The 23,095-nt window shown below is 69.6% G+C and carries 24 protein-coding genes; 7 read left to right on the forward strand and 17 right to left on the reverse strand.

Features of this window, described 5'->3' with window-relative positions; genetic code table 11:
* Nucleotide 1 precedes the first annotated feature (1 nt).
* Entirely contained in the window at nt 2-1,123 is a 1,122-nt protein-coding gene (locus QO010_RS12260; RefSeq protein WP_307349500.1) for a DNA cytosine methyltransferase, read from the reverse strand.
* Between the two features lie 47 nt (nt 1,124-1,170).
* On the opposite strand from QO010_RS12260, the gene QO010_RS12265 reads away from it, so the two are divergent.
* A complete protein-coding gene (locus QO010_RS12265; protein ID WP_307349502.1) occupies nt 1,171-1,629 on the forward strand; it encodes a COG3650 family protein in 459 nt (152 codons plus the stop codon).
* 1 nt (nt 1,630) lies between these two features.
* Here QO010_RS12265 and QO010_RS12270 read toward each other — a convergent pair whose 3' ends face one another.
* Both QO010_RS12270 and QO010_RS12275 read right to left on the reverse strand, forming a co-directional pair.
* A complete protein-coding gene (locus QO010_RS12270) occupies nt 1,631-1,795 on the reverse strand; it encodes a hypothetical protein (protein WP_307349504.1) in 165 nt (54 codons plus the stop codon).
* A 134-nt stretch (nt 1,796-1,929) separates the two neighbouring features.
* Nucleotides 1,930-3,117, reverse strand: coding sequence for an acetyl-CoA C-acyltransferase (locus tag QO010_RS12275; RefSeq protein ID WP_307349505.1), 1,188 nt, complete (start codon nt 3,115-3,117; stop codon nt 1,930-1,932).
* A 151-nt stretch (nt 3,118-3,268) separates the two neighbouring features.
* Here QO010_RS12275 and QO010_RS12280 point away from each other — a divergent pair, with 151 nt between their 5' ends.
* Both QO010_RS12280 and QO010_RS12285 read left to right on the forward strand, forming a co-directional pair.
* Nucleotides 3,269-3,667 carry a hypothetical protein gene (locus QO010_RS12280; protein WP_307349507.1) on the forward strand — a complete coding sequence of 133 codons (399 nt, stop codon included), beginning with the start codon at nt 3,269-3,271 and terminating at the stop codon, nt 3,665-3,667.
* Nucleotides 3,668-3,958: 291 nt separating this feature from the next.
* Nucleotides 3,959-5,704: an N-acyl-D-amino-acid deacylase family protein gene (locus tag QO010_RS12285; protein ID WP_307349509.1), complete on the forward strand. Its 1,746-nt coding sequence runs from the start codon at nt 3,959-3,961 to the stop codon at nt 5,702-5,704.
* Here QO010_RS12285 and QO010_RS12290 read toward each other — a convergent pair whose 3' ends face one another.
* From QO010_RS12290 to QO010_RS12315, 6 genes are all read right to left on the reverse strand, one after another.
* Entirely contained in the window at nt 5,705-6,136 is a 432-nt protein-coding gene (locus QO010_RS12290) for a DUF1330 domain-containing protein (RefSeq protein WP_307349511.1), read from the reverse strand.
* A 10-nt stretch (nt 6,137-6,146) separates the two neighbouring features.
* The gene (locus QO010_RS12295; RefSeq protein WP_307349512.1) at nt 6,147-6,806 is read right to left on the reverse strand and encodes a TPM domain-containing protein; all 660 of its coding nucleotides are present in this window, start codon (nt 6,804-6,806) and stop codon (nt 6,147-6,149) included.
* A gap of 1 nt (nt 6,807) precedes the next feature.
* Nucleotides 6,808-7,857 (reverse strand): TPM domain-containing protein, encoded by a 1,050-nt coding sequence (locus tag QO010_RS12300; protein WP_307349513.1) that lies wholly within the window; start codon nt 7,855-7,857, stop codon nt 6,808-6,810.
* An 88-nt stretch (nt 7,858-7,945) separates the two neighbouring features.
* Nucleotides 7,946-8,626: a TPM domain-containing protein gene (locus tag QO010_RS12305; protein WP_307349515.1), complete on the reverse strand. Its 681-nt coding sequence runs from the start codon at nt 8,624-8,626 to the stop codon at nt 7,946-7,948.
* 1 nt (nt 8,627) lies between these two features.
* Nucleotides 8,628-9,431: a TPM domain-containing protein gene (locus QO010_RS12310; RefSeq protein WP_370873752.1), complete on the reverse strand. Its 804-nt coding sequence runs from the start codon at nt 9,429-9,431 to the stop codon at nt 8,628-8,630.
* Nucleotides 9,432-9,435: 4 nt separating this feature from the next.
* Nucleotides 9,436-10,083, reverse strand: a complete 648-nt coding sequence (locus tag QO010_RS12315) for a LemA family protein (RefSeq protein WP_307349517.1) — start codon at nt 10,081-10,083, stop codon at nt 9,436-9,438.
* A gap of 155 nt (nt 10,084-10,238) precedes the next feature.
* Here QO010_RS12315 and QO010_RS12320 point away from each other — a divergent pair, with 155 nt between their 5' ends.
* Together QO010_RS12320 and ku are read left to right on the forward strand one after the other, a co-directional pair.
* The gene (locus QO010_RS12320) at nt 10,239-10,481 is read left to right on the forward strand and encodes a DUF6356 family protein (protein WP_307349518.1); all 243 of its coding nucleotides are present in this window, start codon (nt 10,239-10,241) and stop codon (nt 10,479-10,481) included.
* A 287-nt stretch (nt 10,482-10,768) separates the two neighbouring features.
* A complete protein-coding gene (gene ku, locus QO010_RS12325; RefSeq protein WP_307349519.1) occupies nt 10,769-11,602 on the forward strand; it encodes a non-homologous end joining protein Ku in 834 nt (277 codons plus the stop codon).
* 68 nt (nt 11,603-11,670) lie between these two features.
* On the opposite strand, the gene QO010_RS12330 is transcribed toward ku, so the two are convergent.
* The 8 genes from QO010_RS12330 to QO010_RS12365 form a co-directional block, all read right to left on the reverse strand.
* Entirely contained in the window at nt 11,671-12,159 is a 489-nt protein-coding gene (locus tag QO010_RS12330) for a hypothetical protein (RefSeq protein WP_307349520.1), read from the reverse strand.
* Nucleotides 12,160-12,177: 18 nt separating this feature from the next.
* Entirely contained in the window at nt 12,178-12,699 is a 522-nt protein-coding gene (locus tag QO010_RS12335; RefSeq protein ID WP_307349522.1) for a DUF1993 domain-containing protein, read from the reverse strand.
* Nucleotides 12,700-12,777: 78 nt separating this feature from the next.
* Nucleotides 12,778-14,481, reverse strand: a complete 1,704-nt coding sequence (locus tag QO010_RS12340) for a response regulator (RefSeq protein WP_307349523.1) — start codon at nt 14,479-14,481, stop codon at nt 12,778-12,780.
* The gene (locus QO010_RS12345) at nt 14,478-15,980 is read right to left on the reverse strand and encodes an ATPase domain-containing protein (RefSeq protein ID WP_307349524.1); all 1,503 of its coding nucleotides are present in this window, start codon (nt 15,978-15,980) and stop codon (nt 14,478-14,480) included. The genes QO010_RS12340 and QO010_RS12345 overlap by 4 nt, the downstream gene beginning before the upstream one ends.
* Before the next feature lie 73 nt (nt 15,981-16,053).
* A complete protein-coding gene (hutG, locus tag QO010_RS12350; protein WP_307349526.1) occupies nt 16,054-16,833 on the reverse strand; it encodes an N-formylglutamate deformylase in 780 nt (259 codons plus the stop codon).
* On the reverse strand, nt 16,830-18,332 hold the full coding sequence (hutH, locus tag QO010_RS12355; protein ID WP_307349528.1) for a histidine ammonia-lyase: 1,503 nt from the start codon (nt 18,330-18,332) through the stop codon (nt 16,830-16,832). The genes hutG and hutH overlap by 4 nt, the downstream gene beginning before the upstream one ends.
* A gap of 202 nt (nt 18,333-18,534) precedes the next feature.
* Entirely contained in the window at nt 18,535-20,205 is a 1,671-nt protein-coding gene (gene hutU / locus QO010_RS12360) for a urocanate hydratase (protein WP_307349530.1), read from the reverse strand.
* A 7-nt stretch (nt 20,206-20,212) separates the two neighbouring features.
* On the reverse strand, nt 20,213-21,535 hold the full coding sequence (locus tag QO010_RS12365; protein WP_307349531.1) for a formimidoylglutamate deiminase: 1,323 nt from the start codon (nt 21,533-21,535) through the stop codon (nt 20,213-20,215).
* A gap of 63 nt (nt 21,536-21,598) precedes the next feature.
* Here QO010_RS12365 and hutI point away from each other — a divergent pair, with 63 nt between their 5' ends.
* Together hutI and QO010_RS24070 are read left to right on the forward strand one after the other, a co-directional pair.
* Nucleotides 21,599-22,795, forward strand: a complete 1,197-nt coding sequence (hutI, locus tag QO010_RS12370) for an imidazolonepropionase (RefSeq protein ID WP_307349533.1) — start codon at nt 21,599-21,601, stop codon at nt 22,793-22,795.
* 17 nt (nt 22,796-22,812) lie between these two features.
* Entirely contained in the window at nt 22,813-22,974 is a 162-nt protein-coding gene (locus tag QO010_RS24070) for a CopG family transcriptional regulator (RefSeq protein WP_503128609.1), read from the forward strand.
* Nucleotides 22,975-23,095 lie beyond the last annotated feature (121 nt).

Raw genomic sequence — 23,095 nt, forward strand, 5'->3', positions numbered from 1 at the left:
TCTAGGCCGCCGCGGGCTTCCTGTCAGCCTCGCCGAGCAGGGGTTCGAGCAGGTGCTCGGCCAGCCAGCGGACGACCGGCACGGCCACTCCATCGCCCACCACCTGCAGGGCCGCCGTCTGGCTGGCGGGGAGGCGATAGCTGTCGGGCAGGCCCATCAGCCGGGCCCCCTCGCGCCCGGTGAGCAGGCGCGAGCGGACCTCATCGCCTTCGGCCACCACCAGGGTCTGGCGGGATGAGCCGCCGGCGGGCGTGCGCAGGCAGCCGGCCAGGCCGTCGAACCTGGCCTCGGCCCGCTGATCGCCGCCGCGCATGCGCCGGAACACCGCCCCGACGGCGCGGCCCTTAGCGGCGGCGGTCTTGAGGCGGTCGTAATGCGTGGGATTCATCAGGCCGAGCAGCTTGCCGGTCTGTTCGGGCGTGCGCCAGTCGACCGCCGCGTCGGGCTCGAGCAGGGCGGCGAGGGTCTGATTGCGCAGCGGCGGGGCGGCCAGGCGCCACCACAGCCAGTGGCTGCGCTGCTCCATCGAAAGGTGGCTGAAGGCGGCCCGGACCGCGCGGGTATGGAAGGGGCTGGGACCGATCAGGTTGGCGGGGACCGCCTCGCGGGTGGCGATGATGAACACTCGGGGCCGCGACTGGGGCAGGAAGGCCGCGGCGTCGATCTCCAGAGCGCCGAAGCGATAGCCGCGTGAACTCAGCGCCTCGGTCAGGGCGGCGAAATCGGTGCCGCCGTGTGAGGTCATCAGGCCACTGACATTCTCGATGACCAGGGCCCGGGGCGCGCGCGCCTCGTCATCCAGGGCCTCTATCAGCCGCCAGAAGCCGAAGAAGGCCGAGGACTTGCCGCCGGTCAGTCCGGCCCGCGCGCCGGCCAGACTGAAGTCCTGGCAGGGGCTGGAGGCCCAGGCCAGGTCCGCGCGGCCCGGCAGGTCGCTGCTGGTCAGGGCCCAGACATCGCCCTCTCGCATATGGGCGTCGCCGAAATTGTCGCGATAGACGGCCGCCTTGACCGGGTCGAAGTCGTTGGCGAACAGGCAGCCCCAATGCTCGCCCAGGCCCAGCCGGGCCATGCCCCCGCCGGCGAAGAATTCATACAGGCTGAAGGGGCCGTTTCGACTCATCGTGAAAACAAGTCTAGCCTGAGCCGGACCTATTGGGAGACCTACCGATGCGCCCCATCGCCGCTGTCTTCGTTTCAGCCCTTCTGCTGGCCGCCTGCGACCAGTCCCATGACGGCCAGGACGGCCCTCCGGCCGGTCCGCCCGCCGATGCTCCGGCCCCGCCGCCGACCACCACACCACCGGCCGCCGCCTATCCGGCCGACCTGGACCTGGCCGGCACCGAACCGTTCTGGGCGGTGAAGATCCGCGGAACCGCCGTTGAGTTCTCCGAACCGGACGCCCCGGCCCAGGCCTTCGCCAACGCCGCCAAGGCCGAGGCCGGCGGCGCGGCGACCTGGACGGCCAACAACGCCACGGGTTCGATCGTGGTCAAGGTGACGGCGGGACCCTGCTCGGACGGCATGAGCGACCGGGTGTGGACCTACACCGCCGAGGTCACGCTGGGGACGCGGGTGCTGAAAGGCTGCGCGGCCGTTCCGTCAGCGCCGGGTTCGACGCAAGGGTAGCCTAGCCCTTGCCGACTTCCATGGTCGGAATCTGCGAGTGGGTAGCGTCCGGTTTCGATTGACCCGGCAGCGGCATCAACAGTCCGACGGCGATCGCCAGGGCGGCGGCGGCGGCCAGCAGAATCTTGACGGCTACGGTGGGGTCTCCGGTGTGGTCGTGTCGCATGGTGTTCAAACGGTTGCCGACGATGGGAGTTGCTCTCCCCCATACGTAGGAAGCCGTGCTTCGGATTGCTCAAATGATAACGGCGGCGAGGTTGCCCCCGCCGCCGTTTCGTCTTTCGGGCCGGTGAACTGGACCTAGAAGATCTCGAACAGCCCGGCCGCGCCCATGCCCCCGCCGATGCACATGGTCACCACGCCCAGCTTGGCGCCCCGGCGCTTGCCCTCCATCAGGATGTGGCCGGTGCAGCGGGCGCCGGTCATGCCGAAGGGGTGGCCGATGGCGATGGAGCCGCCGTTGACGTTGTACTTCTCCGGGTCGATGCCCAGGGTGTCGCGGCTGTAGAGGCACTGCGAGGCGAAGGCCTCGTTCAGCTCCCAGATGTCGATGTCGTCGACCTTCAGGCCGTGGCGTTCCAGCAGGCGCGGCACGGCGTAGATCGGGCCGATGCCCATCTCGTCCGGCTCGCAGCCGGCGACGGCGAAGCCCTTGAAGGCGCCCATCGGGGTCAGGCCCCGGCGCTCGGCCTCCTTGGCCTCCATGACCACCACGGCGGCGGCGCCGTCCGAGAGCTGGCTGGCGTTGCCGGCGGTGACGAAATTGCCCTCGCCCTTGACCGGCTGCAGGCTGGCCAGGCCTTCCAGGGTGGTGTCGGGGCGGTTGCACTCGTCCTTGTCGACCACGTAGTCGACGATGGACTCTTCCTTGGTGGCCTTGTCGATCACCTTCATCTTGGTGTTCATCGGGACGATCTCGTCCTTGAACAGCCCGGCCTGCTGGGCGGCGGCGATGCGCTGCTGGCTGCGCAGGGCGTATTCGTCCTGGTACTCGCGGCTGACGTTGTAGCGCTTGGCGACGATGTCGGCGGTGTCGATCATCGCCATCCACAGGGCCGGCTTGATCTTCAGCAGCTTCTCTTCGGTGATGCGGAAGGTGTTCATGTGGCCGCCGCCCTGCACCAGGGAGATCGACTCCACCCCGCCGCCGATGGCGACATTGGCGCCCTCGTTCTTCACATAGTGGGCGGCCGAGGCGATGGCCTGCAGGCCCGAGGAGCAGAAGCGGTTGATGGTGGTGCCCGAACTGGTCACCGGCAGGCCGGCCCAGATGGCGGCGTTGCGGGCGACGTTCATGCCGGTCGCGCCTTCCGGCCCGCCGCAGCCGATGATGACGTCCTCGACCTCGGCCCCTTCCAGCCCGGCCCGCGAGACGGCGTGCTGGATGGCGTGGCCGGCCATGGCCGCGCCGTGGGTGTTGTTGAACCCGCCCCGGTTGGACTTGGCCAGGCCCGTTCGGGCGTAGGAGACGATGACGGCGTCGCGCATGGGCGGTTCCTCTTGTGGGATTGAGTCAAACGCTAGTTTGAATTTTCAGGATTGACCCTAGGGGAGAGTTCCGCCTCGCGCCAGATGCCGCTAGCGTCAACCTTGCCCCGACTCTTGCAAGCCCACCGCGGGCTGTGATCCCTTGGCGGGCATGAAGACTCTGCTCCGCCTCACCCCCCGCCTATTCTTCACGGCCGCCCTGCTCCTCGCCCCCAGTCTCGGAGGCGCCCAGGATCTTCCGCCAGCGCCCAACGGCGGCGCCTGGATCGAGTGCAACATCACAGCCATCTCGGCCTATCGCGACCATATCGGCCTCACCTGCGCCGCCCCGCCCGGCGTCGGCCTCTCCGGCCAGTCGCCCGAGGACACGCCGCGCCAGTTCGCCGTCGAGATGACCAACGCCCTGGCCGACGCGGTTCTGCGGCTCAGCCAGCAGGCGGTGACCCTCAAGCGCCCGCTGCGCCTGCTCTACGTCATCGCCCCGGAGGGCAATCCGTCCGGCTGCCCGGCCAAGACCTGCCGGGGGATCGTGGGCGTGGAACTTCGCTAGGTCGTATCGATATTCAGGTGTGGCAGCTCCAAACCACCCTTCAACCGTCATCGCCGGGCTTGTCCCGGCGACCCATAAACACCGGCAATGACGGTTAGCGGCGGCGCTGTCCGAGAGCGGCTTGACGCACCGAGTCTATGGGTGGCCGGCACTTCGGCCGGCCACGACGGAATTTAGGTGGGAGTGTGAATCTCAGAGATCGATGAATGTCGATCGGCCCTAGCCTGTTGACGTGCGGGGAAGGCGGCGCGACATTTCCCTGAACAACGATAACTCAAGGGAGCGAGCGCCATGGAACGCGCCTATGATCTGGTCCTGCGCGGCGGGACGGTGGTCGACGGCTCCGGCGAGGCTCCCTTCCAGGCCGATATCGGGGTCAAGGACGGGCTGATCGCGGCCGTCGCGCCAAACCTGCCGGCCGGTGTGGAAGAGATCGACGCCACGGGAAAGCTGGTCACGCCAGGCTTCGTCGATGTGCACACCCATTATGACGGCCAGGCGACCTGGGACGAGCGCATGCAGCCCTCGTCCTGGCACGGGGTCACCACCGTGGTGATGGGCAATTGCGGCGTCGGCTTCGCTCCTTGCAAGCCGGAGGACCACGACCGGCTCATCAGGCTGATGGAGGGGGTAGAGGACATTCCCTTCCCGGTGATGACCCAGGGGCTGCCCTGGAACTGGGAAAGCTATCCCGACTATCTCGACGCCCTGGCCAAGCTGAAGTTCGACATCGATATCGGCAGCCAGCTGCCCCATGCCGCCTTGCGGGTCTTCGTCATGGGCGAGCGCGGCGCCAACCGCGAGCCGGCGACGCAGGCCGAGATCAACGCCATGGCCGCCATCGCCAGGCGGGCCATGGAAGCCGGCGCCCTGGGCTTCTCCACCTCGCGCACCCTCAACCACCGCACCAGCGACGGCCAGCCGACCCCGACCCTGACCGCCAGCGAGGACGAGCTGACCGGCATCGCCCTGGGCCTGAAGGCCGCCGGGCGCGGGGTGCTGCAGTTCGTCAGCGACTTCGCCCCCGACCCCCTGGCCGAATTCGCCATGCTGCGCCGCATCGTCGAGGCCAGTGGCCGGCCGCTGGCCTTCACCCTGGCCCAGAACCACCGCAACACCGTCTCCTGGAAGAAGCTGCTGGCCGCGTTGGAAGAGTCGGTCGACGCCGGCAACCCGATGAAGGCCCAGGTCTGCGGCCGTCCGGTCGGGGTGCTGTTCGGGCTGGAACTGACCCTGCATCCGTTCAGCCAGCACGAGGCCTGGAAGGAGATCGCCCACCTGCCGCCGGCCGAGCGCCGCGAGAAGCTGGCCGAGCCGATGACCCGCGCCCGGCTGCTGGCCGAGGACCTCAATGTGAAGGGCCCATTCGCCGGCTCGGCCCTGCAGGCCTGGGACATGATCTTCCCGCTGGATCCGGTCGCCCCGGACTATGAGCCGACCCAGGACAAGACCCTGGCCTCGCTGGCGGCCGCCCGGGGCGTCACGCCACAGGAAGTGGCGCTGGACCACATGCTGTCGAACGGCGGGCAGGGGATGCTCTACCACCCGTTCCTGAACTACGGCGACGGCAACCTGGACCCCAGCTTCGTCATGCTGCAGCACCGCGACACGGTGCCGGGCCTGTCGGACGGCGGCGCCCATGTCGGCACCATCTGCGACGGCAGCTTTCCGACCTACATGCTGACCCACTGGACGCGCGACCGCACCCGCGGGCCGAAAATCCCGATCGAGGCCATCGTCCGCATGCAGACCCTCGACACCGCCCGCTCGGTCGGACTGAACGACCGGGGCCTGATCGAGGTGGGCTACCGCGCCGACCTCAACGTCATCGACTACGAGACCCTGACCCTGCATTCGCCCAGCATCGCCTATGACCTGCCGGCCGGCGGGCGGCGGCTGCTGCAGCGGGCGGACGGCTATGTGGCCACCATCGTGGCGGGCCAGGTCACCTACCGCGATGGCCAGCCGACCGGCGCGTTGCCGGGCCGGCTGGTGCGTGGGCCGCAGGGCGCGCCGGTGTCCATGGCGGCGGAGTAGCTACTCCCCGAACCCTTCGCCGGGCTCGACCGGGCTCATGCGGATCAGCCGGCTGTCCTCGACCCCGGCCTGCCGGTGCCTGACCACCTCGCGATAGAGCGGGTCGGTGACCATTTCCAGGAAGGCTCCGGCGCTGGGATATTCTGCGATGAAGGCCAGGTCCCAGCGCTCATCGGTCGGGCCTGTGACCACGGTCTCGGGCTTGCCGACCCAGACCTGTCGCCCGCCGACCCGGCCGAACACCGGGGCGCTCTCGCGGCCATAGGCGCGATAGGCCTCCAGCCCGCTCATCCCCTTGCCGTGGTTGGGGTGATCCTCCGGATAGTCGGCCAGCGGCCTGAGGCGGACCAGGTTGAGCATGTGGATCGGCCTGTCGCGCGGCAGGGCCTTGAAGGCGTCGAACTGGGCGCGGGTCGGGTCGATGCTGCTCATGTCGTCACATTCACGCCGTCACGGGGCGGTCGGGCAGTTCGTTGGGGTTGCCGGCGGCGGGCGGAAAATGGGCGGCCAGGGTCTCGCCGGCCTTCTGGACGGCGACAACAAAGCCGTCGGCGGGGGCGCCGCGGCCCATGCCCTCGGTCAGCCGTTGCGCCACCTCGCTCCAGACCGCCTTGGGCGCCGCCTCGTAGATGGCCTCGTCAGCGATGACCTCGGCCCGCCGCTCGGCCACGGAGGCGAACAGCAGCACACCGGTCCGGCCCTCGGTCATGTGCAGGCCCTTGGCCAGGAACTCGGCCATGGCCGCGCGGCGCACCCGCTCGGCCTTCAGCCCGGCGGGGGTCAGCGCGCGCCGCACCGCCGGCTGGGCGACGATCAGCGCCGCCAGGATGAAGATCACCGCCTGGACCAGCACGAAGGCCGACAGCGCCGCCGACACCGGCTCGCTGGTCCACAGGGATCCCAGGCCTGCCAGCGTCCTGGGGCTGAAGACCGCGAGCAGGCCGGGCGCGACGATCGCCGCCCCCGCCGCCCAGGCGATGGGCGTCTCGCGGTAGTCGGAAACGTGCGGCGCCAGCACGCAGTAGATTTCACCGGCGGTGGTCGCTTCGGCAGCCGCCACGGCCTGGGCGATGCGGTCTTCGTCGGCTTCGCTCAACGTCATCTCACCAGCTCCCCGAGGCGCCGCCGCCCCCGAATGACCCACCGCCGCCTCGATAGCTGCTGCGGCCGCCGCTGCTTCCGCCGCCGCTGAACAGTCCCCCGCCAGAACTGCGGCCCCCGCCTCCGCCGAAGAGGCCGCCGCCGCCGCGCCCGCCGCCGCCGCCGAACCAACTGCCGTTGCGGATGCGATTGGCCAGCAGCATGCCGCCAGCGCCGGCCCCCGCCCCCATGATCAGGCCTGGGAGAACACCGCCACCGCCGCCGCCACCGCCACCGGCGTTACCCATGCCATTGTCCATGGCGGCGCCCATGATCGGCGCGCCACTGGCGTCGACCGCGCCCGCAACCGGAACCCCGGCCTGGGTCATGGGCGCGCCGGGCATGCCGGCATAGACGACCTGGGTCTTGCGGCCGCCGCCCAGCATCCGGACCAGCAACGCGACCACCACGGCAATCAGGATGACCGTTCCCAGGGAAACGCCGCCCGAGGCGGGAGCCGTGGGCGCGCCCGCCGCGCCGGCGGATGACAGCGGGCTGGCGCCGGCCGCGGCCGGTGGCGGCGAGGCGGAATCGATCTGCTTGATGATCGCCTCGGCGCCGGCGCTCACGCCGCCGTCGATGTCGCCGGCCTTGAATTTCGGGACGATGGCCTGGGTGATGATGGCGCCGGCGTCGTCGTCGGTCAGCACCGATTCCAGGCCGTAGCCCACCTCGATCCGCACCTTGCGCTGCTTGGGGGCGACCAGCAGGAGGACGCCGTCATTCGCGCCTTTGCGGCCGATACCCCATTTGCGGCCCAGCAGGATGCCGTAGTCCTCGATCTCCAATCCCTGCAGAGACGGCACGGTCACCACCACGAACTGGTGACCGGTCCGGGTTTCCAGGCCTTCCAGATCCTTCGCCAGGGTCGCTTCGGTTTCGGCCGAAAGCACCTCGGCCTGATCGACCACCCGTCCGGTCAGTTCAGGGAAGGTCGGACCGGCCAGGGCGACCTGCGCCGTGAAGGCCAGCATCAGCCCCAACACAAGTCCGCGCAGCGTTCCGCGTATCATCCGTCCCCCTGTGAAGCCGCTTGGCGCCATGCGGCGCAAACGGACTTTAACCACGGCTGGGGAGAGGGCTAGAGTCTAAAAACGGGCCTCAGGGCAACTCCACCAGCCGGTCCGGCAGTTCGTTGGGGTTGTCGGGTCCCGGCGGCACGTGCGCGGCCAGGATTTCTCCCGACCGCTGGATAGCGGCCACGAAGCCGTCGGCCGGTTTCCTGCGCTCCAGGCCGGCGATCAGCAGCTGCACCACCTCGTCCCAGACGTCTTTCGGGGCGGCGGCGTAGATGCCTTCGTCGGCGATCACCTCGGCCCGGCGCTCGGCCAGGGAGGCGAACAGCAGGACGCCCGTGCGGGCCTGGGTCAGGTGCAGGCCCTTGGCCAGGAACTGCTCCATGGCCGCCCGGTGCACCCGCTCGGCCTTGAGGCTGGCCGGGGTCAGCAGGCGCCGGACCGGCGCGGCGGCCACGATCAGGGCGGCCAGGCCGAAGACCACCGCCTGGCTCAGCCCATAGACCGCCAGGGCCGCGAAGCTGGAGCCGGAGTCATGGCCGGCGCTCCAGCCGTTGATCAGGTTCAGCAGGGTCGCAGGCCGCCAGCCGGCCAGCACGGCGAGGGCCGGCAGCACCAGGGCCGCCACCGCCGCCCAGGCGAGCGGCGTCTCGCGATAGTCCGACACCTTGGGCGCCAGCACGCAGTAGATCTCGCCGGCGGTTTTGGTTTCCGCGACCGCCACGGCGGCGGCGATACGGTCGTGTTCGGTCTCGCTCAGCGCCATCTCACCAGCCTCCCGAAGAACCGCCGCCGCCGAACGAGCCGCCGCCGCCGGAGAAGCCTCCGCCGCCGCCGAACCCGCCACCGCCGCCATCGCCGCCGCGCCAGCCGCCGCTGCTCATGCCGCCCAGGATGATCCAGGGCAGCGCTCCGCCCAGACCCCCGCGCCGCCGCCGGCCGCGCAGGCTGGACAGCACCACGAAGAAGACGACCAGCAGGATCAGGAAGGCCAAAGGCGGCGGGCCGCCGCGGGACTTGGTCTTGGCCTTGGCGGCCACCGCCTTGGCCTGGTCGTCGGGCAGGTTCAGTTGCTGGACGATGGCGTCGGTCCCGGCGATGACGCCGCCATTGAAGTCGCCCGCCTTGAATTTCGGCAGGATGGCCTGGTTGACGATGACGCTGGAGAAGGCGTCGGTCAGCACCGGCTCCAGGCCATAGCCGACCTCGATCCGCACCTTGCGGTCGTTCGGCGCGACCAGCAGGACGACGCCGTCATCCTCCTTCTCGCGGCCGATCTTCCAGGCCCGGCCCAACTGGTAGCCGTAGTCCTCGATCTCCAGTCCTTGCAGGGAGGAGACCGTGGCCACCACCACCTGATGGCTGGTGCGGCTTTCCAGGTCGGTCAGGTCCGCGTTCAGCTTCGCCTCGGTGGCGTCGGACAGGATGTTCGCCTGGTCGACGACATGCGTGCCGTTGGGCGGCGGGAAGCTTGGCGCGGCCCACGCAGCCGAGAATGGGGCCAGTTGGGCCGTGAAAGCCAGGGCAAGCCCCAGTATCACGGCCCGCGCCCGGTGCGGGATGAGCGTCACGGGTCTAGTTCGTCGCGGGCGCTGGGGTCGGAGCAGGAGCCGGCGCGGGCGCCGGATCGAAGCTCACGGTCGGCGCGGTCTGGCTGCTGGCCGTGGCCTGGAAGATCTGCGCCGGCTTCTGGCCGCCGTAGAGGGTCTTGGCCCAGATCACGCTCGGGAAGGTCCGCAACGAGGTGTTGTAGACCCGCGCGGCCTCATTGTAGTCGCGGCGGGCGATGGCGATGCGGTTCTCCGTCCCTTCCAGCTGCGACTGCAGGGCCAGGAAGTTGGCGTTCGACTTCAGGTCCGGATAGTTCTCTTGGATCATCATCAGCCGGCCGAGCACGCCCGACAGCTTGTCCTGGGCCGCCGCGTACTGCTGGAACTGCGCCGGATTGGTGATGGTCGAGGCGTCGACCTTGACCTGGGTGGCGCTGGCCCGCGCTTCGGTCACGGCGGTCAGCACCGCCTTCTCCTGGGCCGCATAGCCCTTCACGGTCGAGACCAGGTTGGGAATCAGGTCGGCGCGCCGCTGGTACTGGTTCTGCACCTCGCCCCAGGCGGCCTTGGTCTTCTCGTCGTTGGTCGGAATTGAATTGATCCCGCAGCCGGACAGCACAACGGCCACGGCCAGCGCCGGCAGCAGCCGGAGCACGGAGGTCAGTCGATTCATCGGGTCTTCCCCTTCAAAGGCGCCGCCCTTTGGCGCCCGTTGGGGGAATATAGGCACACCTGGGCGGCGGCGTGAGTGATCTGCCGCAAAATCGCGCGAGTCCGGTTGCTCCCTGGCGAGGCTCACCCTACGAAAGGGCCAGCAGGGAGCCTTGCATGTCCAACCCCTTCACCGACCATCCCAACGCGGTCAACGAGACCTATGGCGAGCATATGGGCGTGGCCTGGGGCGTCGGCGCCTCGCTGTTCGTGGCCAGCCTGGCCTGTTTCGCCCACGGCCTCTTCCCCTTCCTGTTCAAGACCACCGGCAGCCGCGCCATCGTGCGGCTCTACGGCAAGGTGACGGGCCGCAAGCCCGATGGGGCCGGGTTCGGCGACTGGTCCGGGGCGGGCGTCTAGAACAACTCCGCCCCCGGCGGGGGCGGACGGCCCGCCCGAGGCGCGCCTGCAGCGCGCCCGTGGCCGGCCCGGTGAGGGTTTCGGGGCCGTGCGGCGGTCGGCGACAGGTTTCCCCGGCTATTGTGCTTGGCGCCTAGCCCATGGGCTTCAGGTAGCTACATCTGACCACCACACGGCCTTGAAACCCTCACCGGACCTCGCTCTGGCGAGGTCGTCCGCTCCCGCCGGGAGCGGAGAGAACGAGTCGCCGCGCGGCGCGTTAGGCCGGGGCAACCCGGAGTTCCATGATGGCCGCGCGTCCCACCTGGCAGGGCCACCTGCGCCTCTCCCTCGTCTCCTGCCCCGTCGCCCTCTACACGGCGACCTCGCGGTCGGGCGAGGTGCATTTCAACATGCTGCACAAGAAGACCCACAACCGCATCCGCATGATCCCCACCGATCCGGAGCTGGGGCCGATCGAGCGGTCGGACATCGTCAAGGGCTTCGAGATTTCCAAGGACCACTATGTCGTGGTCACCCAGGACGAGATCGACAACGTCCGGCTGGAAAGCACCCGCACCATCGACATTGACCGCTTCGTCGACGAGAGCGAGATCGACCGCCTCTACTGGAACGACCCCTACTACCTGGTCCCCGACGGCAAGGTGGCGGTCGAGGCCTTCAGCGTCATCCGCGAGGCGATGGAGAAGGCCGGCAAGATCGCGCTTGGCCGGGTGGTCATGCACCAGCGCGAGCGGCTGCTGGCCATGGAGCCGCGCGACCGGGGCCTGCTGGCCTATACCCTGCGCACCCATGACGAGGTCCGCGATCCGGCCGACGTGTTCGGCGACATCCCGGCCGTGCGGCCCGACAAGGGCATGATCGACATCGCCGCCCGGATCATCGATCAGAAGGCCGGCGACTTCGACCCCAGCGATTTCAAGGACCACTACGAAAACGCCCTGCGCGACCTGATCAAGGCCAAGCAGAAGGCCCACGGCAAGACCGTGGCGGTCGAGGCGCCGCAGGAGGCCGAGGTCATCGACCTGATGGAGGCGCTGCGGCGGAGCCTGGGGCAGAAGGGTGGGGCGGGGAAGAAGCCCGCCGCGCACAAGAAAGCGCCGGCCAAAAAGCGCGCCTGAGCGGTCTCGGACCCATCCATCCGCTCATCCCCGCGAAAGCGGGGATGAGCGGAAGTGAGGGGACTGCGCTAGCGGCTCGGTTCGATGAACCTGAGCGATTTGAACAGCCTGTGCAACTGCACCACGCCGGCATAGCCATTTGAGCAGGCGTTGATCGCCAGTTTCAGGCCTGGCCGCTTCTCCGGTTCAACCCACACATAGGCCGAGGTCTCGAAGGTGCAATTCTCAACGCCCTCGATTGGCCCAGTGAAGATCACGGCCTTTCTGCCGTCGATAACCGTGTCCTCGGCGTCATAGCCGGGCTTGGATCGCAGGTAATCCATACCGGCGGCATAAAGGCCGTATTCGAAATCGAACCCAAACCTCGCACTTTCATAGTGCCCGAAAAACCCATCCTCGCTCTTGACTGGAAGAAGCTGAATGTCTGCCGGCGCCTCGAAGGTGAAGGCGTTACCCGCCTTGACCGTTATCCAGCCGTCGTCCTGCGCGAGCGCCGCCCCGCCCAACAGGCAGAGGACCAGGGCGATGGGGAGGCGGCTTTTCAGGATCGATTTCAAAGCCGCCTCCTTCATTTCCTACGCCGCCAGCGCCTGGCCGCCGGCTAGGAAGTCCATCTTGCCCAGCGGCACGCCCTGAGCGCGCAGGATGGCGTAGGCGGTGGTCACATGGAACAGGAAGTTGGGCAGCGAGAAGCCGGTCAGGAACTCCGTACCCGTGAAGGTCATGGTGCGGTTCGGCAGCTTCAGCTCGATGGTCCGGCCCTCGCCGCCGTCGACGTCCTCGCGCTTGATCGAGGCCAGGAAGGCCTGGGTCTTGGCGATGCGCTCTCTCAGTTCGGCGAAGGTGGTCTCGGTGTCGGGCATGCTGGGCGCTTCCTGTTGGGCGAAGCGGGCGGCGCCGCCCTTGGCCGCGTCGCTGGCCAGCTGGATCTGGCGGGTGAAGGAGGCCATGTCGTCGATCAGCTTGGCCTCGGCCAGGGTTTCCAGGCCGGGACCGCCGGCCTTGGCATGGGCCTCGGCCTTGTCCAGGAACGAGGCGAGGTTGCCCAGCATGCGCTGGTACACAGGGATGGAGACGTCGTAGAGGGAGAGGGACACGGGCGTTTCCTTAGTCTTGATTGAGGATGCAGGGCAGATAGGTCCTGCGCCCAGCCGCCGCCAGTGGCCGTAAGGAATTCAGCCGGCCGCCACCTCGCCCAGCCGGAAAGCCTGCAGCGCCCGGGCCAGCTTCTCGGCCAGCTCGCCGTCGACGAAGGGCTTGTGGACGATGTGGTCCTCGCTGGCCTCGACCAGGGCGCCGGCGTCGGCATAGCCGGTGGCGAACAGGATCGGCACGCCAGGGCGGCGGGTTACGATCTCGCGGGCGACCTCGGCGCCGTTCATGCCGGGCATGGCGAAGTCCAGCAGCACCGCGTCGATCCGCTTGCGGCTATCCAGGGTCCGCAGCGCCGCCCCGCCGCTGCCGGCCTCGACGATCCGGTAGCCCAGGTCGCGCAGGATGCCGGCGGTGATCTCACGCACCGCCGCGTCGTCATCGACCACCAGCACGGTCGCCCCGTCCTTGGCCCGGATCGGCGGCGGTGGCGGCGAGGCGGAGGCCTCCTGCCGGCAGGCGGCCACCGCGCGGGGCAGATAGACCCTGACCGTGGTGCCTCGGCCGAGCTCGGTGTCGATCGCCACCCCCCCGCCGGACTGCTTGGCCAGGCCGAACACCTGGGAGAGGCCCAGGCCCGAGCCCGCCCCGACGGGCTTGGTGGTGAAGAAGGGCTCGAAGGCCTTGGCGAGCACGTCTTCGGTCATGCCCGAGCCGGTGTCGCTGACCGCCACCATCACATAGTCGCCGGCGGCCGGCTCCTCGGACCGGCGTGGCTCGCCCAGTTGGCAGTTGCCGGTCTCGACGGTCAGGGTCCCGCCGACCTCCATGGCGTCGCGGGCGTTGATGGCCAGGTTCAGCACCACCAGTTCGATCTGGGTCGGATCGGCCATGGCCGGCCACAGCGCCTGGCCCAGCCGGGTCTCGATGCGGGTCGATCCGCCCATGGTCGATTGCAGCAGGTCGCGCATGCCCCGGACCGTGTCGTTGAGGTCGACGACCCGCGGCTCCAGCTTCTGGCGGCGCGAGAAGGCCAGCATCTGGGCGGTCAGCTTGGCCCCCCGCTCGGCCGCCTCGGCCATCATCGACAGGCGCCGCAGGGTGGCGGCGTCGGCAGTGGTCTTCTGCATCTGGCGGATGTTGCCCAGCACCACCATCAGGAGGTTGTTGAAGTCGTGGGCGACGCCGGAGGTGAGCTGGCCGACAGCCTCCAGCCGCTGGGCCTGGCGCAGGGCTTTTTCGGCCTTCTCGCGTTCGGCGATCTGGTCGGCCAGCTGGCGGTTGGCCGCTTCCAGTTCGGCCGTGCGCTCCTCGACCCGCAGTTCCAGCTGGGCCTCGGCGCGGCGGATTTCCTCGATGCGCTCGCGGGCCTCGTACTGCCGCAGCCGGCCGCGCAGGGCGGTGCGGACGACACTGACCAGGGTGGTGGGGTGGAAGGGCCGCTCCAGGAAGCTGACATTGCCCAGCGCCGTCGACAGCCGCTTGGCCCCGGGATTGCGCTCCAGCCCGCCGCCGCGCTGGGCCAGCAGCACGAAGGGAAAGTCCGACCAGGCCGGCTGGTTCTCGATCCAGCGCGACAGGTCGGTCAGGTCGCCGCCGCTGAGGGCTTCCTCCACCGCCACCGCCACCGCGGCCCCCCGGGTCAGTTCACGGACCAGCTCGGGCAGATCTGCGCAGATGGTGGCGTACAGGTCGGCTTCGCGCAGGATGGAAAGGGCGATAGCGGCGTCGCGGCCGGTGGGAGCCAGGACCAGGGTCCGTTCCGAAAGGGGTCCGCCCCTGCTCATGCCGAGGCGTCACCCATCAGCCCCGAACCCTGGCCAACGAAGTTGGGCACCCCGCGCAGCACCCCCTGGAAGCCGTCCAGAGGCTCGCCCAGCGACAGGCCGCGCTGGCTGATCTCGTATTCGCGGATGGTCTTCTCGTGCTGGCCCGCTCGCTTCTTGATCACCGAGACGGCGCGCCGCACGCTGCCCATCGCCTCGAAGTAGCGCAGCAGGACGACGGTGTCGGCCAGGTAGGTGACGTCGACCGGAGCCTTCATCTCGCCGACCAAGCCGTGCTGGGCGACGGTCAGGAAGGTCGTGGCCCCCTGGCGGTTCAGATACTGCAGCAGCTCGTGGATGTGCAGGACCAGGAAGTTCTCTTCCGGCATCGAGGCCTGGTAGCCGTTGAGGCTGTCGATGACGACGGTCCTGATCTTCTCCTTGTCGACACAGGCCCGCACCCGGGCGGTGAACTCACCGGGCGACAGCTCGGCGGCGTCGATCTGCTCGATGATCAGGTTGCCCTGGTCGCGCAACGCCTCGATGTCCATGCCCAGGTCCCGCATGCGGTCGAACAGCAGGCCCAGTTCCTCGTCGAAGACGAACAGGGCGGCCTTCTCGCCACGCCCGACCGCCGCGCAGGCGAAATGGATGGCGAACAGCGACTTGCCGGTGCCGGCCGGCCCCAGGATCAGGGCGCTGGAGCCGTGCTCGACGCCGCCGCCCAGCAGGGCGTCCAGCCCGGTGATGCCACTGGTCGTGCGGCCCCGCTCGAAGGGGGTGCGATGCTCGGCGGCGACCAGCCGCGGATAGACCTCCAGCCCGCCGGTCTTGATGTTGAAGTCGTGGTAGCCGCCCCGGAAGCGCCGGCCGCGATACTTGATCACCCGCACCCGCCGCCGCTCGGCGCCGTATTCGGGGGCCAGTTCCTCCAGCCTGACCACGCCATGGGCGACGCTGTGGACGGTCTTGTCCAGGCTGTCGGTGGTCAGGTCGTCGAGCATCAGCACGGTGGCGCCGTGCTTGGCGAAATAGTGTTTCAGGGCCAGGACCTGGCGGCGATAGCGCAACGAGCCCTGGGCCAGCAGGCGAATTTCCGACAGGCTGTCGATTACGACGCGGCTGGGTCTGTGACGTTCCACCGCCTCGAAGATCATCCGGGTGGTCTCGCCCAGTTCGAGGTCGGAGGAATAGAGCAGGCTCTGCTGCTGCTGCTCGTCCAGCAGGCTCTCGGGCGGCACCAGTTCGAAGACGGTGATCCCGTCCAGCGTCCAGCCGTGCGAGGTGGCGCTGGCCCGAAGTTCCTCCTCGGTCTCGGCGAGGGAGATGTAGAGACAGGCCTCGCCGAGCGCCGCCCCGGTCATCAGGAAGCTGAGCGCCGCGGTGGTCTTGCCGGTTCCCGGGCTGCCTTCCAGCAGATAGACCCGATCGCGCTGGAAACCCCCGCTGAGGATTTCGTCCAACCCGGCCACGCCGGTGGCCGCATCCTTGATAAGGTCCATCAGCCGGCTGTCGTGCATGGAAGGTTCCTGTCCGCCCCGTGTCTGGCCGTAACGCCGAAACCCGGGAACCCGTTCAACAGGAGGGAACTTTTTACGGTTCGATCGCCGCCAGGGCGCCGGTCATCGCCGCCTGCAGCACCGGCCGCAGACGCCCCGCCCGGGCCGGGTCGATGCGGGCCGGCGGGTCGTCGGCCAGGTGGGTGTGCTTGCACAGCTCCATCTGCAGCGCGTGAATCCCCCAGCCCGGCCGGCCATAGTTGCGGGTGATGAAGCCGCCCTTGAAACGGCCATCCAGCACGGCGGTAAAGTCCGACGCCTCACAGGCCGCCCAGGCCGCCGCCCGGACCAAGGGCCCGCAGGCCTTGCCGTCGGCGGTCCCCAGGTTGAGGTCGGGTAGCCGCCCCTCGAACAGCCGGGGCACGACGCCGGTGATCGAATGGGCGTCCCAGAGCAGGGCGTAGCCGTGCCGCTCGATGGAGGTCGCCAGGGCTTCGCTGAGCGCCTCGTGATAGGGCCGCCAGAAGGTTTCCAGCCGCTCGGCGGTCTCGGCCTCGGTGGGGGGATCGGCGTAGATCGGCGCGCCGTCGAAGGTCTCCAGCGGGATCAGGCCCGTGCCGTTCTGGCCGGGATAGAGGGGGGCGTTGTCAGGCGGGCGGTTGAGATCGATGACCAGCCGCGACCAGCGGGGGGTCAGGGTGGTGGCGCCCAGTTCGGCCACGAAATCGTAGAGGGCCGGCTGCTCGAAGTCGGTGTCGTCCAGCTTCAGGGCCTCACCGCTCATCCGCGCGGCGATGTCGTCGGGAATATCGGTTCCCACATGCGGGAAGCTGACGACGAGCGGCGAGGGGCCCTGGCGGACGGTGACGGTCATGCGGCGAACGCTCCCTTCAGCACCAGGCTCTGCAGCGCCGACAGGTCCGGCGCCATGTAGCGGTCGCGATCATAGCGCGGCGCGGCGGTGCGGATCAGGGCGTGGGCCGTTTCCAGGGCGTCGGAGGAGCGTAGCGGGCGGCGGAACTCGATGCCCTGGGCGGCGCAGAGCAGTTCGACGGCCACCACCCCGGCGGTGTTCTGGGCCATCATGGTCAGGCGCCGGGCCGCCCAGGTGGCCATGGAGACATGGTCCTCCTGGTTGGCCGAGGTCGGGATGGAATCGACGCTGGCCGGGTGGGCCAGGCCCTTGTTCTCGCTGACCAGGGCGGCGGCGGTGACCTGGGCGATCATGAAGCCGCTGTTGAGGCCCGGGTGTTCGACCAGGAAGGCGGGCAGGCCGCTCATATGCGGGTCGACCAGCAGGGCGGTCCTGCGCTCGCTGAGCGATCCGATCTCGGCCAGGGCCAGCGCGAGAATGTCGGCGGCGAAGGCCACCGGCTCGGCGTGGAAGTTGCCGCCCGACAACGCCTCGCCGGTCTCGGCGAAGACCAGGGGGTTGTCTGTCACCGCCTGGGCCTCGATCAGCAGGGTTTCCTCAGCGCGGTTCAGGAGGTCGAGGATGGCGCCCATCACCTGAGGTTGGCAGCGCAGGCAGTAGGGATCCTGCACCCGCTCGCAGTCGCGGTGGCTGTCGCGGATGGCGCTGCCGGCCAGCAGGCCGCGCAGGCGCTCGGCCACGGCGATCTGGCCGGGCTGGCCGCGGGCGGCATGGATGCGGGGATCGAACGGGGCGTCGCTGCCGGCGGCGGCGTCGACGCTCATGGCCCCGGCGGTCAGGGCGGCGGCGAAGGCGCGGCGGGCCAGGATCAGGCCCTTCAGGGCCAGGGCGGTGGAGACCTGGGTGCCGTTGATCAGCGCCAGGCCTTCCTTGGCGCGCAGGGTCATCGGCTGCATGCCGATCAGGGCCAGGCCTTCGCGGGCGGTGACCACCTGGCCCTCGACCTTGACCGAGCCCTCGCCGATCAGCACGGCGGCCATGTGGGCCAGCGGCGCCAGGTCGCCCGAGGCGCCGACAGAGCCCTTCTCGGGGATGACGGGCAGGGCGTCGGCTTCGAGCAGGCCCACGAGGCCCTGGATCAGTTCGGGCCGCACCCCGGAGAAGCCGCGCGCCAGGCCGGCGATCTTCAGCAGCAGGATCAGGCGGACCACATCGTCCGGGAGCGGATCGCCGAGGCCCGCGCTGTGCGACAGCAGCAGGTTCTTCTGCAGTTCGGCCAGTTGCTCGTGCGGGATCGACTGGTTGGCCAGCAGGCCAAAGCCGGTATTGACCCCATAGACGGTGCGGCCATCGGCCAGGATGGCCTCGATGGCGGCGGCCGAGGCGGCGACGGCGGCGCTGGCGGTTTCGTCGAGCACGACGCGGACAGGGGCGGCCATGACCGTCTCGATGTCGGCCAGGGTGAGGTCGCGCTTGCCGAGGAGGATCGAGTTGATCATCCGGCAGTCCTCCCCCGGAGGGGGAGGGGGACCGCGCCGAAGGCGTGGTGGAGGGGGTCAGCCACTACATCCACCTCGATCCAGCGAGTCTCAACCGATCCGCCGCGTTCTATTCTGACGCCTGCATGTAGGCTCAAACCCCCTCCACCATGCTCCGCATGGTCCCCCTCCCCCTCCGGGGGAGGATTGTATGAGACGGTGTTCATCGCGAACCCTCCAGAGACGGCAGGTCCAACCCCTTCTCCCGCGCGCAATCGATGGCGATGTCATAGCCGGCGTCGGCGTGGCGCATGACGCCTGTGCCGGGGTCGTTCCACAGCACCCGCTCCAGCCGGCGGGCCGCGTCCTCGGTGCCGTCGGCGACGATGACCATGCCGGCGTGCTGGGAAAAGCCCATCCCGACCCCGCCGCCGTGATGCAGCGAGACCCAGGTGGCGCCGCTGGCGGTGTTCAGGAGGGCGTTGAGCAGCGGCCAGTCGGAGACGGCGTCGGAGCCGTCGGCCATGGCCTCGGTCTCGCGGTTGGGGCTGGCGACCGAGCCGCTGTCCAGGTGGTCGCGGCCGATGACGATGGGGGCTTTCAGCTCGCCGGCGGCGACCATGCGGTTGAACTCCAGCCCGATGCGGTGGCGGTCGCCCAGGCCCACCCAGCAGATGCGGGCGGGCAATCCTTGGAAGGCGATGCGCTCCTTGGCCATGTCCAGCCAGCGGTGCAGGTGTTTGTCATCGGGCAGCAGGCGTTTGACCGCCGCGTCGGTGGCGGCGATGTCGGCCGGATCGCCGCTGAGCGCCGCCCAGCGGAACGGCCCCACGCCCCGGCAGAACAGCGGGCGGATATAGGCCGGCACGAAGCCGGGGAAGTCGAAGGCGCCCTCCAGCCCCTCCTCCTTGGCGACCTGGCGGATGTTGTTGCCGTAGTCGAGGGTGGGGATGCCCATGCGGTGGAAGTCCAGCATGGCCTGGACGTGCGGCACGATGCTGTCGCGGGCGGCCCGGTCGACGCTGGCGGGGTCGGCCAGCCGCGCCGCCTCCCAGCGCTCCAGGCTCCAGCCGCGCGGCAGGTAGCCGTTGAAGGTGTCGTGGGCGCTGGTCTGGTCGGTGACGACATCGGGCCGTACGCCTCGGCGCACCAGCTCGGGGAAGATGTCGGCGGCGTTGCCCAGCAGGCCCACCGACACGGCGCGGCCTTCTTGTTTGGCGCGGTCCAGGCGGGCCAGGGCGTCGTCCAGGTCCTCGGTCGCCTCGTCGAGATAGCGGGTGGCCAGGCGCCGCTCGATGCAGCGCGGCTGGCACTCGACGGCCAGCATCGAGGCCCCGGCCATGGTCGCCGCCAGCGGCTGGGCCCCGCCCATGCCGCCCAGGCCCCCGGTCAGGATCCACTTGCCGGCCAGGTCGCCGCCGAAATGCCGGCGTCCGACCTCGACGAAGGTCTCGTAGGTGCCCTGCACGATCCCCTGGCTGCCGATGTAGATCCAGGACCCGGCGGTCATCTGCCCATACATGGCCAGGCCCAGCTTATCGAGCTCGTGGAAATGCTCCCAGGTCGCCCAGCGCGGCACCAGGTTGGAGTTGGCGATCAGCACGCGCGGGGCGTCGGCATGGGTGCGGAAGATTCCGACGGGCTTGCCCGACTGCACCAGCAGGGTCTCGTCGGTCTCCAGCCGGCGCAGGGCGGCGACGATGTTGTCGAAGGCCTCCCAATTGCGGGCCGCCTTGCCGATGCCGCCATAGACCACCAGGTCCTCGGGCCGCTCGGCGACCTCGGGATCGAGGTTGTTCATCAGCATACGGAGCGCCGCCTCCGTGACCCAGGACTTGCAGGTCAGTTCCGTCCCTCGTGGGGCGCGGACGATGCGGCTGTTGGAGGCGCTCATGAGGGTCTCAATCGGTGAGGGCTTGGAGGGCGGAGCGGTAGCGGGCGGCGACGGCGTCGCGGGCGATGTGGCGGCCATCCTGGACCAGGCGCTTGCCGCCGGCCCAGACCTCGCGCACCGCCCCCTGACCGCTGAACACGAAGCTGTCGAGGATCAGGTCGTCGGCGCGGCCGGCCAGGGTGGGATGGTCGGGGTCGAGGACGACGAAATCGGCCCGCGCGCCCACGGCGATTTCGCCGACGGAGCGTCCGGTCGGGCCGGAGCCGGCCTTGGCGGCCTGGGTCCACAGCCAGGCGCCGACATTGCCGCCTTCCTCGCCGCCAAGCGTGCGGTGGCGGGCCTGCAGGCGGCGGCCGTATTCGAACCAGCGCAGTTCCTCGGCCGGGTTGGTGGAGACATGGCTGTCGGTGCCGATCCCGAACCGGCCTTCGGCGGCGAGATAGGGCGCGGCGTTGAAAAAGCCGTCGCCGAGATTGCCCTCGGTCGAGGGGCAGAGCACCGCCGTGGCGCCCGACCGGGCCAGGCCCGTGGCCTCGGCGTCGGTCATGTGGGTGGCGTGGACCAGGGCCCAGCGGCTCGACAGATCCTGATGGTTCAGCAGCCATTCCACCGGCCGCTGTCCCGACCAGGCCAGGCAGGCCTCGACCTCGCCGGTCTGCTCGGCGGCGTGGATATGGATGGGCAGGTCCGGGACGGCGGCCAGGACGGCGGCCATCTGCTCGGGGGTCACGGCCCGCAGGCTGTGGAAGGAGAGGGCCTCGGCCTTGGTTGTATCGATCAGCCTCAGGAAGCCGTCGACGTCGAAGATGAAGCGCTTCTGGCCATCGGTGGGCGGGGCGCCGCCAAAGCCGCTGGCGGTGTAGAGCACCGGGGTCAGGGTCAGGCCGATACCCGTGGTCTCGGCCGCCCGGCGGATCGCCCAGGCCATCTCGGCGGGATCGTCGTAGTGGCCCCCGTCCGGGGCGTTGTGCAGATAGTGGAACTCGCAGATCCCGGCATAACCCTGCTCCAGCAGCTCGACCTGCAGCTGGGCGGCGATGGCCTCGACCTGGTCGGGGGTCAGCCTGCCGAGGAAGCCGTACATGGCCGCCCGCCAGGCCCAGAAGTCATCCACCCCCGCCCCGCCGCGCTCGGCCAGGCCCGCCATGGCCCTCTGGAAGGCGTGGCTGTGCAGGTTGGTCATCGCCGGGATGACCGCGCCGCTGACCCGCTCGGCGTCGCCCGGCGCCGCGCCGGTCTCGACGGCGGTGATCTGGCCGTTCGCCACCGTGACGAGAACGTCTCGCGCCCAGCCGCTCGGAAGCCGCGCCTGTTGAAAGAAGAGGTTCACGTTGTCGTCGCCCTTTGCGGGCGCTAGCTAGGCTGCCCCAGGGGCAGGAGGCAAGTGGTTACGATGGAAACGATCGACCTGTTGCTGACCGGCTGCCACGCTGCGGCCATGACCGCCGGCGGAGCGCCCTACGGGGCCATCGAGGACGCCGCCATCGCGGTGTCGGACGGCGCAATCGCCTGGATCGGCCCGCGCGCCGACCTGCCCGCCGTGACGGCCCGCCAGACCCTCGATCTGGACGGCCGCTGGGTGACGCCGGGCCTGATCGACTGCCACACCCACCTGGTGTTCGGCGGCGCCCGTATCGCCGATTTCGAGCGACGGCTTGGCGGCGCAACCTATGCCGAGATCGCCGCGGCCGGCGGCGGCATCCGTTCCACCGTCGCCGCCACAAGGGCCGAGTCCGAGGCCCAGCTTACCGCCTCGGCCCGCCGCCGGCTGGAGGCCTTCATCGCCGAGGGCGTCACCACCATCGAGATCAAGAGCGGCTATGGCCTCGACCCCGAGACCGAACTGAAGATGCTGCGGGTGGCCAGGGGCCTGGCCGATCATCGCGTCTCGGTCGTCACGAGTTTCCTCGGCCTGCACACCCTGCCGGCCGGCGTCGACCGCGCCGCCTATCTCGACCAGATGATCGACGAGGTGCTGCCGGTCTGCGGCGCCGACATGGTCGACGCCTACCTGGAATCCATCGCCTTCGACGAGGCCGAGGTCGCCCGGCTGTTCGACAAGGCCATGAGCCTGGGCCTGCCCGTCCGCCTGCACGCCGACCAGCTTGAGGATGGCATGGGCGCGGCCCTCGCCGCCCGCTTCAAGGCCCTCTCGGCCGACCATCTGGAATTCACCTCCCACGCCGGGGTCCAGGCCCTGGCCCATGCCGGAACCGTCGCTGTTCTCCTCCCCGGCGCCTTCGTCACCCTGGCCGAGACCCAGAAACCCCCCGTCGCCGCCCTGCGCGCCGCCGGCGTCCCCATGGCCGTGGCCAGCGACTGCAACCCAGGCACCTCGCCGCTGCTGAGCCTGCGGGCGGCCATGCAGCTGGCCTGCGCCCAGTTCGGCCTGACGCCGGAGGAGAGCCTGGCGGGCGCGACCCGCAACGCGGCGCGGGCCTTGGGGCTTGGCGATGTCGGGACGCTGGAAGCCGGCAAGGCGGCGGACCTGGCCTGCTGGGATATCGAGCGGCCGGCCGAGCTTAGCTACTGGCTGGGAGGGGCGCTGCTGCACCGGTCGTGGAAGGCTGGGCGGTCGGTGGTTGGATGACTGGTGTAGGATGAGCAATGGCCGAGTCTGAACCGCCCCCAATCGACGATGATGCTGCCGATGCTCGCGCCGAGGCGGACTATGTCGCGGGGCGAATTGTCAGCCACGAGGCGGTCATGCGTTGGATAAAATCGTGGGGGTCGCGCAACCCGCTTCCGAGGCCGCGATTGGGTGACTAACGGCCGACCGCTCCAACTCCGCCCCCGTAGGGGGCGGACGACCGCGCCAGCGCGCGGTCCGGTGGGGGTCTTCGGGCAAGAGCTCGCACTTCGCCGTTAACGCTCGGGTGTTTTGCAGACA

The organism is Caulobacter ginsengisoli, assembly GCF_030814835.1.
GTDB classification, from domain to species: Bacteria; Pseudomonadota; Alphaproteobacteria; order Caulobacterales; family Caulobacteraceae; genus Caulobacter; species Caulobacter ginsengisoli.

What these genes read in the sequence shown, in the direction of transcription:
- QO010_RS12285 (WP_307349509.1), top strand. Translation starts at nt 3,959, where the DNA reads ATGGAACGCGCCTATGATCTGGTCCTGCGCGGCGGGACGGTGGTCGAC.
- QO010_RS12305 (WP_307349515.1), bottom strand. Translation starts at nt 8,626, where the DNA reads ATGGCGCTGAGCGAGACCGAACACGACCGTATCGCCGCCGCCGTGGCG.
- hutU (WP_307349530.1), bottom strand. Translation starts at nt 20,205, where the DNA reads ATGAGCGCCTCCAACAGCCGCATCGTCCGCGCCCCACGAGGGACGGAA.
- hutG (WP_307349526.1), bottom strand. Translation starts at nt 16,833, where the DNA reads ATGACCGTCACCGTCCGCCAGGGCCCCTCGCCGCTCGTCGTCAGCTTC.
- QO010_RS12280 (WP_307349507.1), top strand. Translation starts at nt 3,269, where the DNA reads ATGAAGACTCTGCTCCGCCTCACCCCCCGCCTATTCTTCACGGCCGCC.
- QO010_RS12275 (WP_307349505.1), bottom strand. Translation starts at nt 3,117, where the DNA reads ATGCGCGACGCCGTCATCGTCTCCTACGCCCGAACGGGCCTGGCCAAG.
- QO010_RS12295 (WP_307349512.1), bottom strand. Translation starts at nt 6,806, where the DNA reads ATGACGTTGAGCGAAGCCGACGAAGACCGCATCGCCCAGGCCGTGGCG.
- QO010_RS12340 (WP_307349523.1), bottom strand. Translation starts at nt 14,481, where the DNA reads ATGAGCAGGGGCGGACCCCTTTCGGAACGGACCCTGGTCCTGGCTCCC.
- QO010_RS12300 (WP_307349513.1), bottom strand. Translation starts at nt 7,857, where the DNA reads ATGATACGCGGAACGCTGCGCGGACTTGTGTTGGGGCTGATGCTGGCC.
- ku (WP_307349519.1), top strand. Translation starts at nt 10,769, where the DNA reads ATGGCCGCGCGTCCCACCTGGCAGGGCCACCTGCGCCTCTCCCTCGTC.
- QO010_RS12290 (WP_307349511.1), bottom strand. Translation starts at nt 6,136, where the DNA reads ATGAGCAGCATCGACCCGACCCGCGCCCAGTTCGACGCCTTCAAGGCC.
- QO010_RS12315 (WP_307349517.1), bottom strand. Translation starts at nt 10,083, where the DNA reads ATGAATCGACTGACCTCCGTGCTCCGGCTGCTGCCGGCGCTGGCCGTG.
- QO010_RS24070 (WP_503128609.1), top strand. Translation starts at nt 22,813, where the DNA reads ATGGCCGAGTCTGAACCGCCCCCAATCGACGATGATGCTGCCGATGCT.
- QO010_RS12270 (WP_307349504.1), bottom strand. Translation starts at nt 1,795, where the DNA reads ATGCGACACGACCACACCGGAGACCCCACCGTAGCCGTCAAGATTCTG.
- QO010_RS12260 (WP_307349500.1), bottom strand. Translation starts at nt 1,123, where the DNA reads ATGAGTCGAAACGGCCCCTTCAGCCTGTATGAATTCTTCGCCGGCGGG.
- QO010_RS12345 (WP_307349524.1), bottom strand. Translation starts at nt 15,980, where the DNA reads ATGCACGACAGCCGGCTGATGGACCTTATCAAGGATGCGGCCACCGGC.
- hutH (WP_307349528.1), bottom strand. Translation starts at nt 18,332, where the DNA reads ATGATCAACTCGATCCTCCTCGGCAAGCGCGACCTCACCCTGGCCGAC.
- QO010_RS12265 (WP_307349502.1), top strand. Translation starts at nt 1,171, where the DNA reads ATGCGCCCCATCGCCGCTGTCTTCGTTTCAGCCCTTCTGCTGGCCGCC.
- hutI (WP_307349533.1), top strand. Translation starts at nt 21,599, where the DNA reads ATGGAAACGATCGACCTGTTGCTGACCGGCTGCCACGCTGCGGCCATG.
- QO010_RS12320 (WP_307349518.1), top strand. Translation starts at nt 10,239, where the DNA reads ATGTCCAACCCCTTCACCGACCATCCCAACGCGGTCAACGAGACCTAT.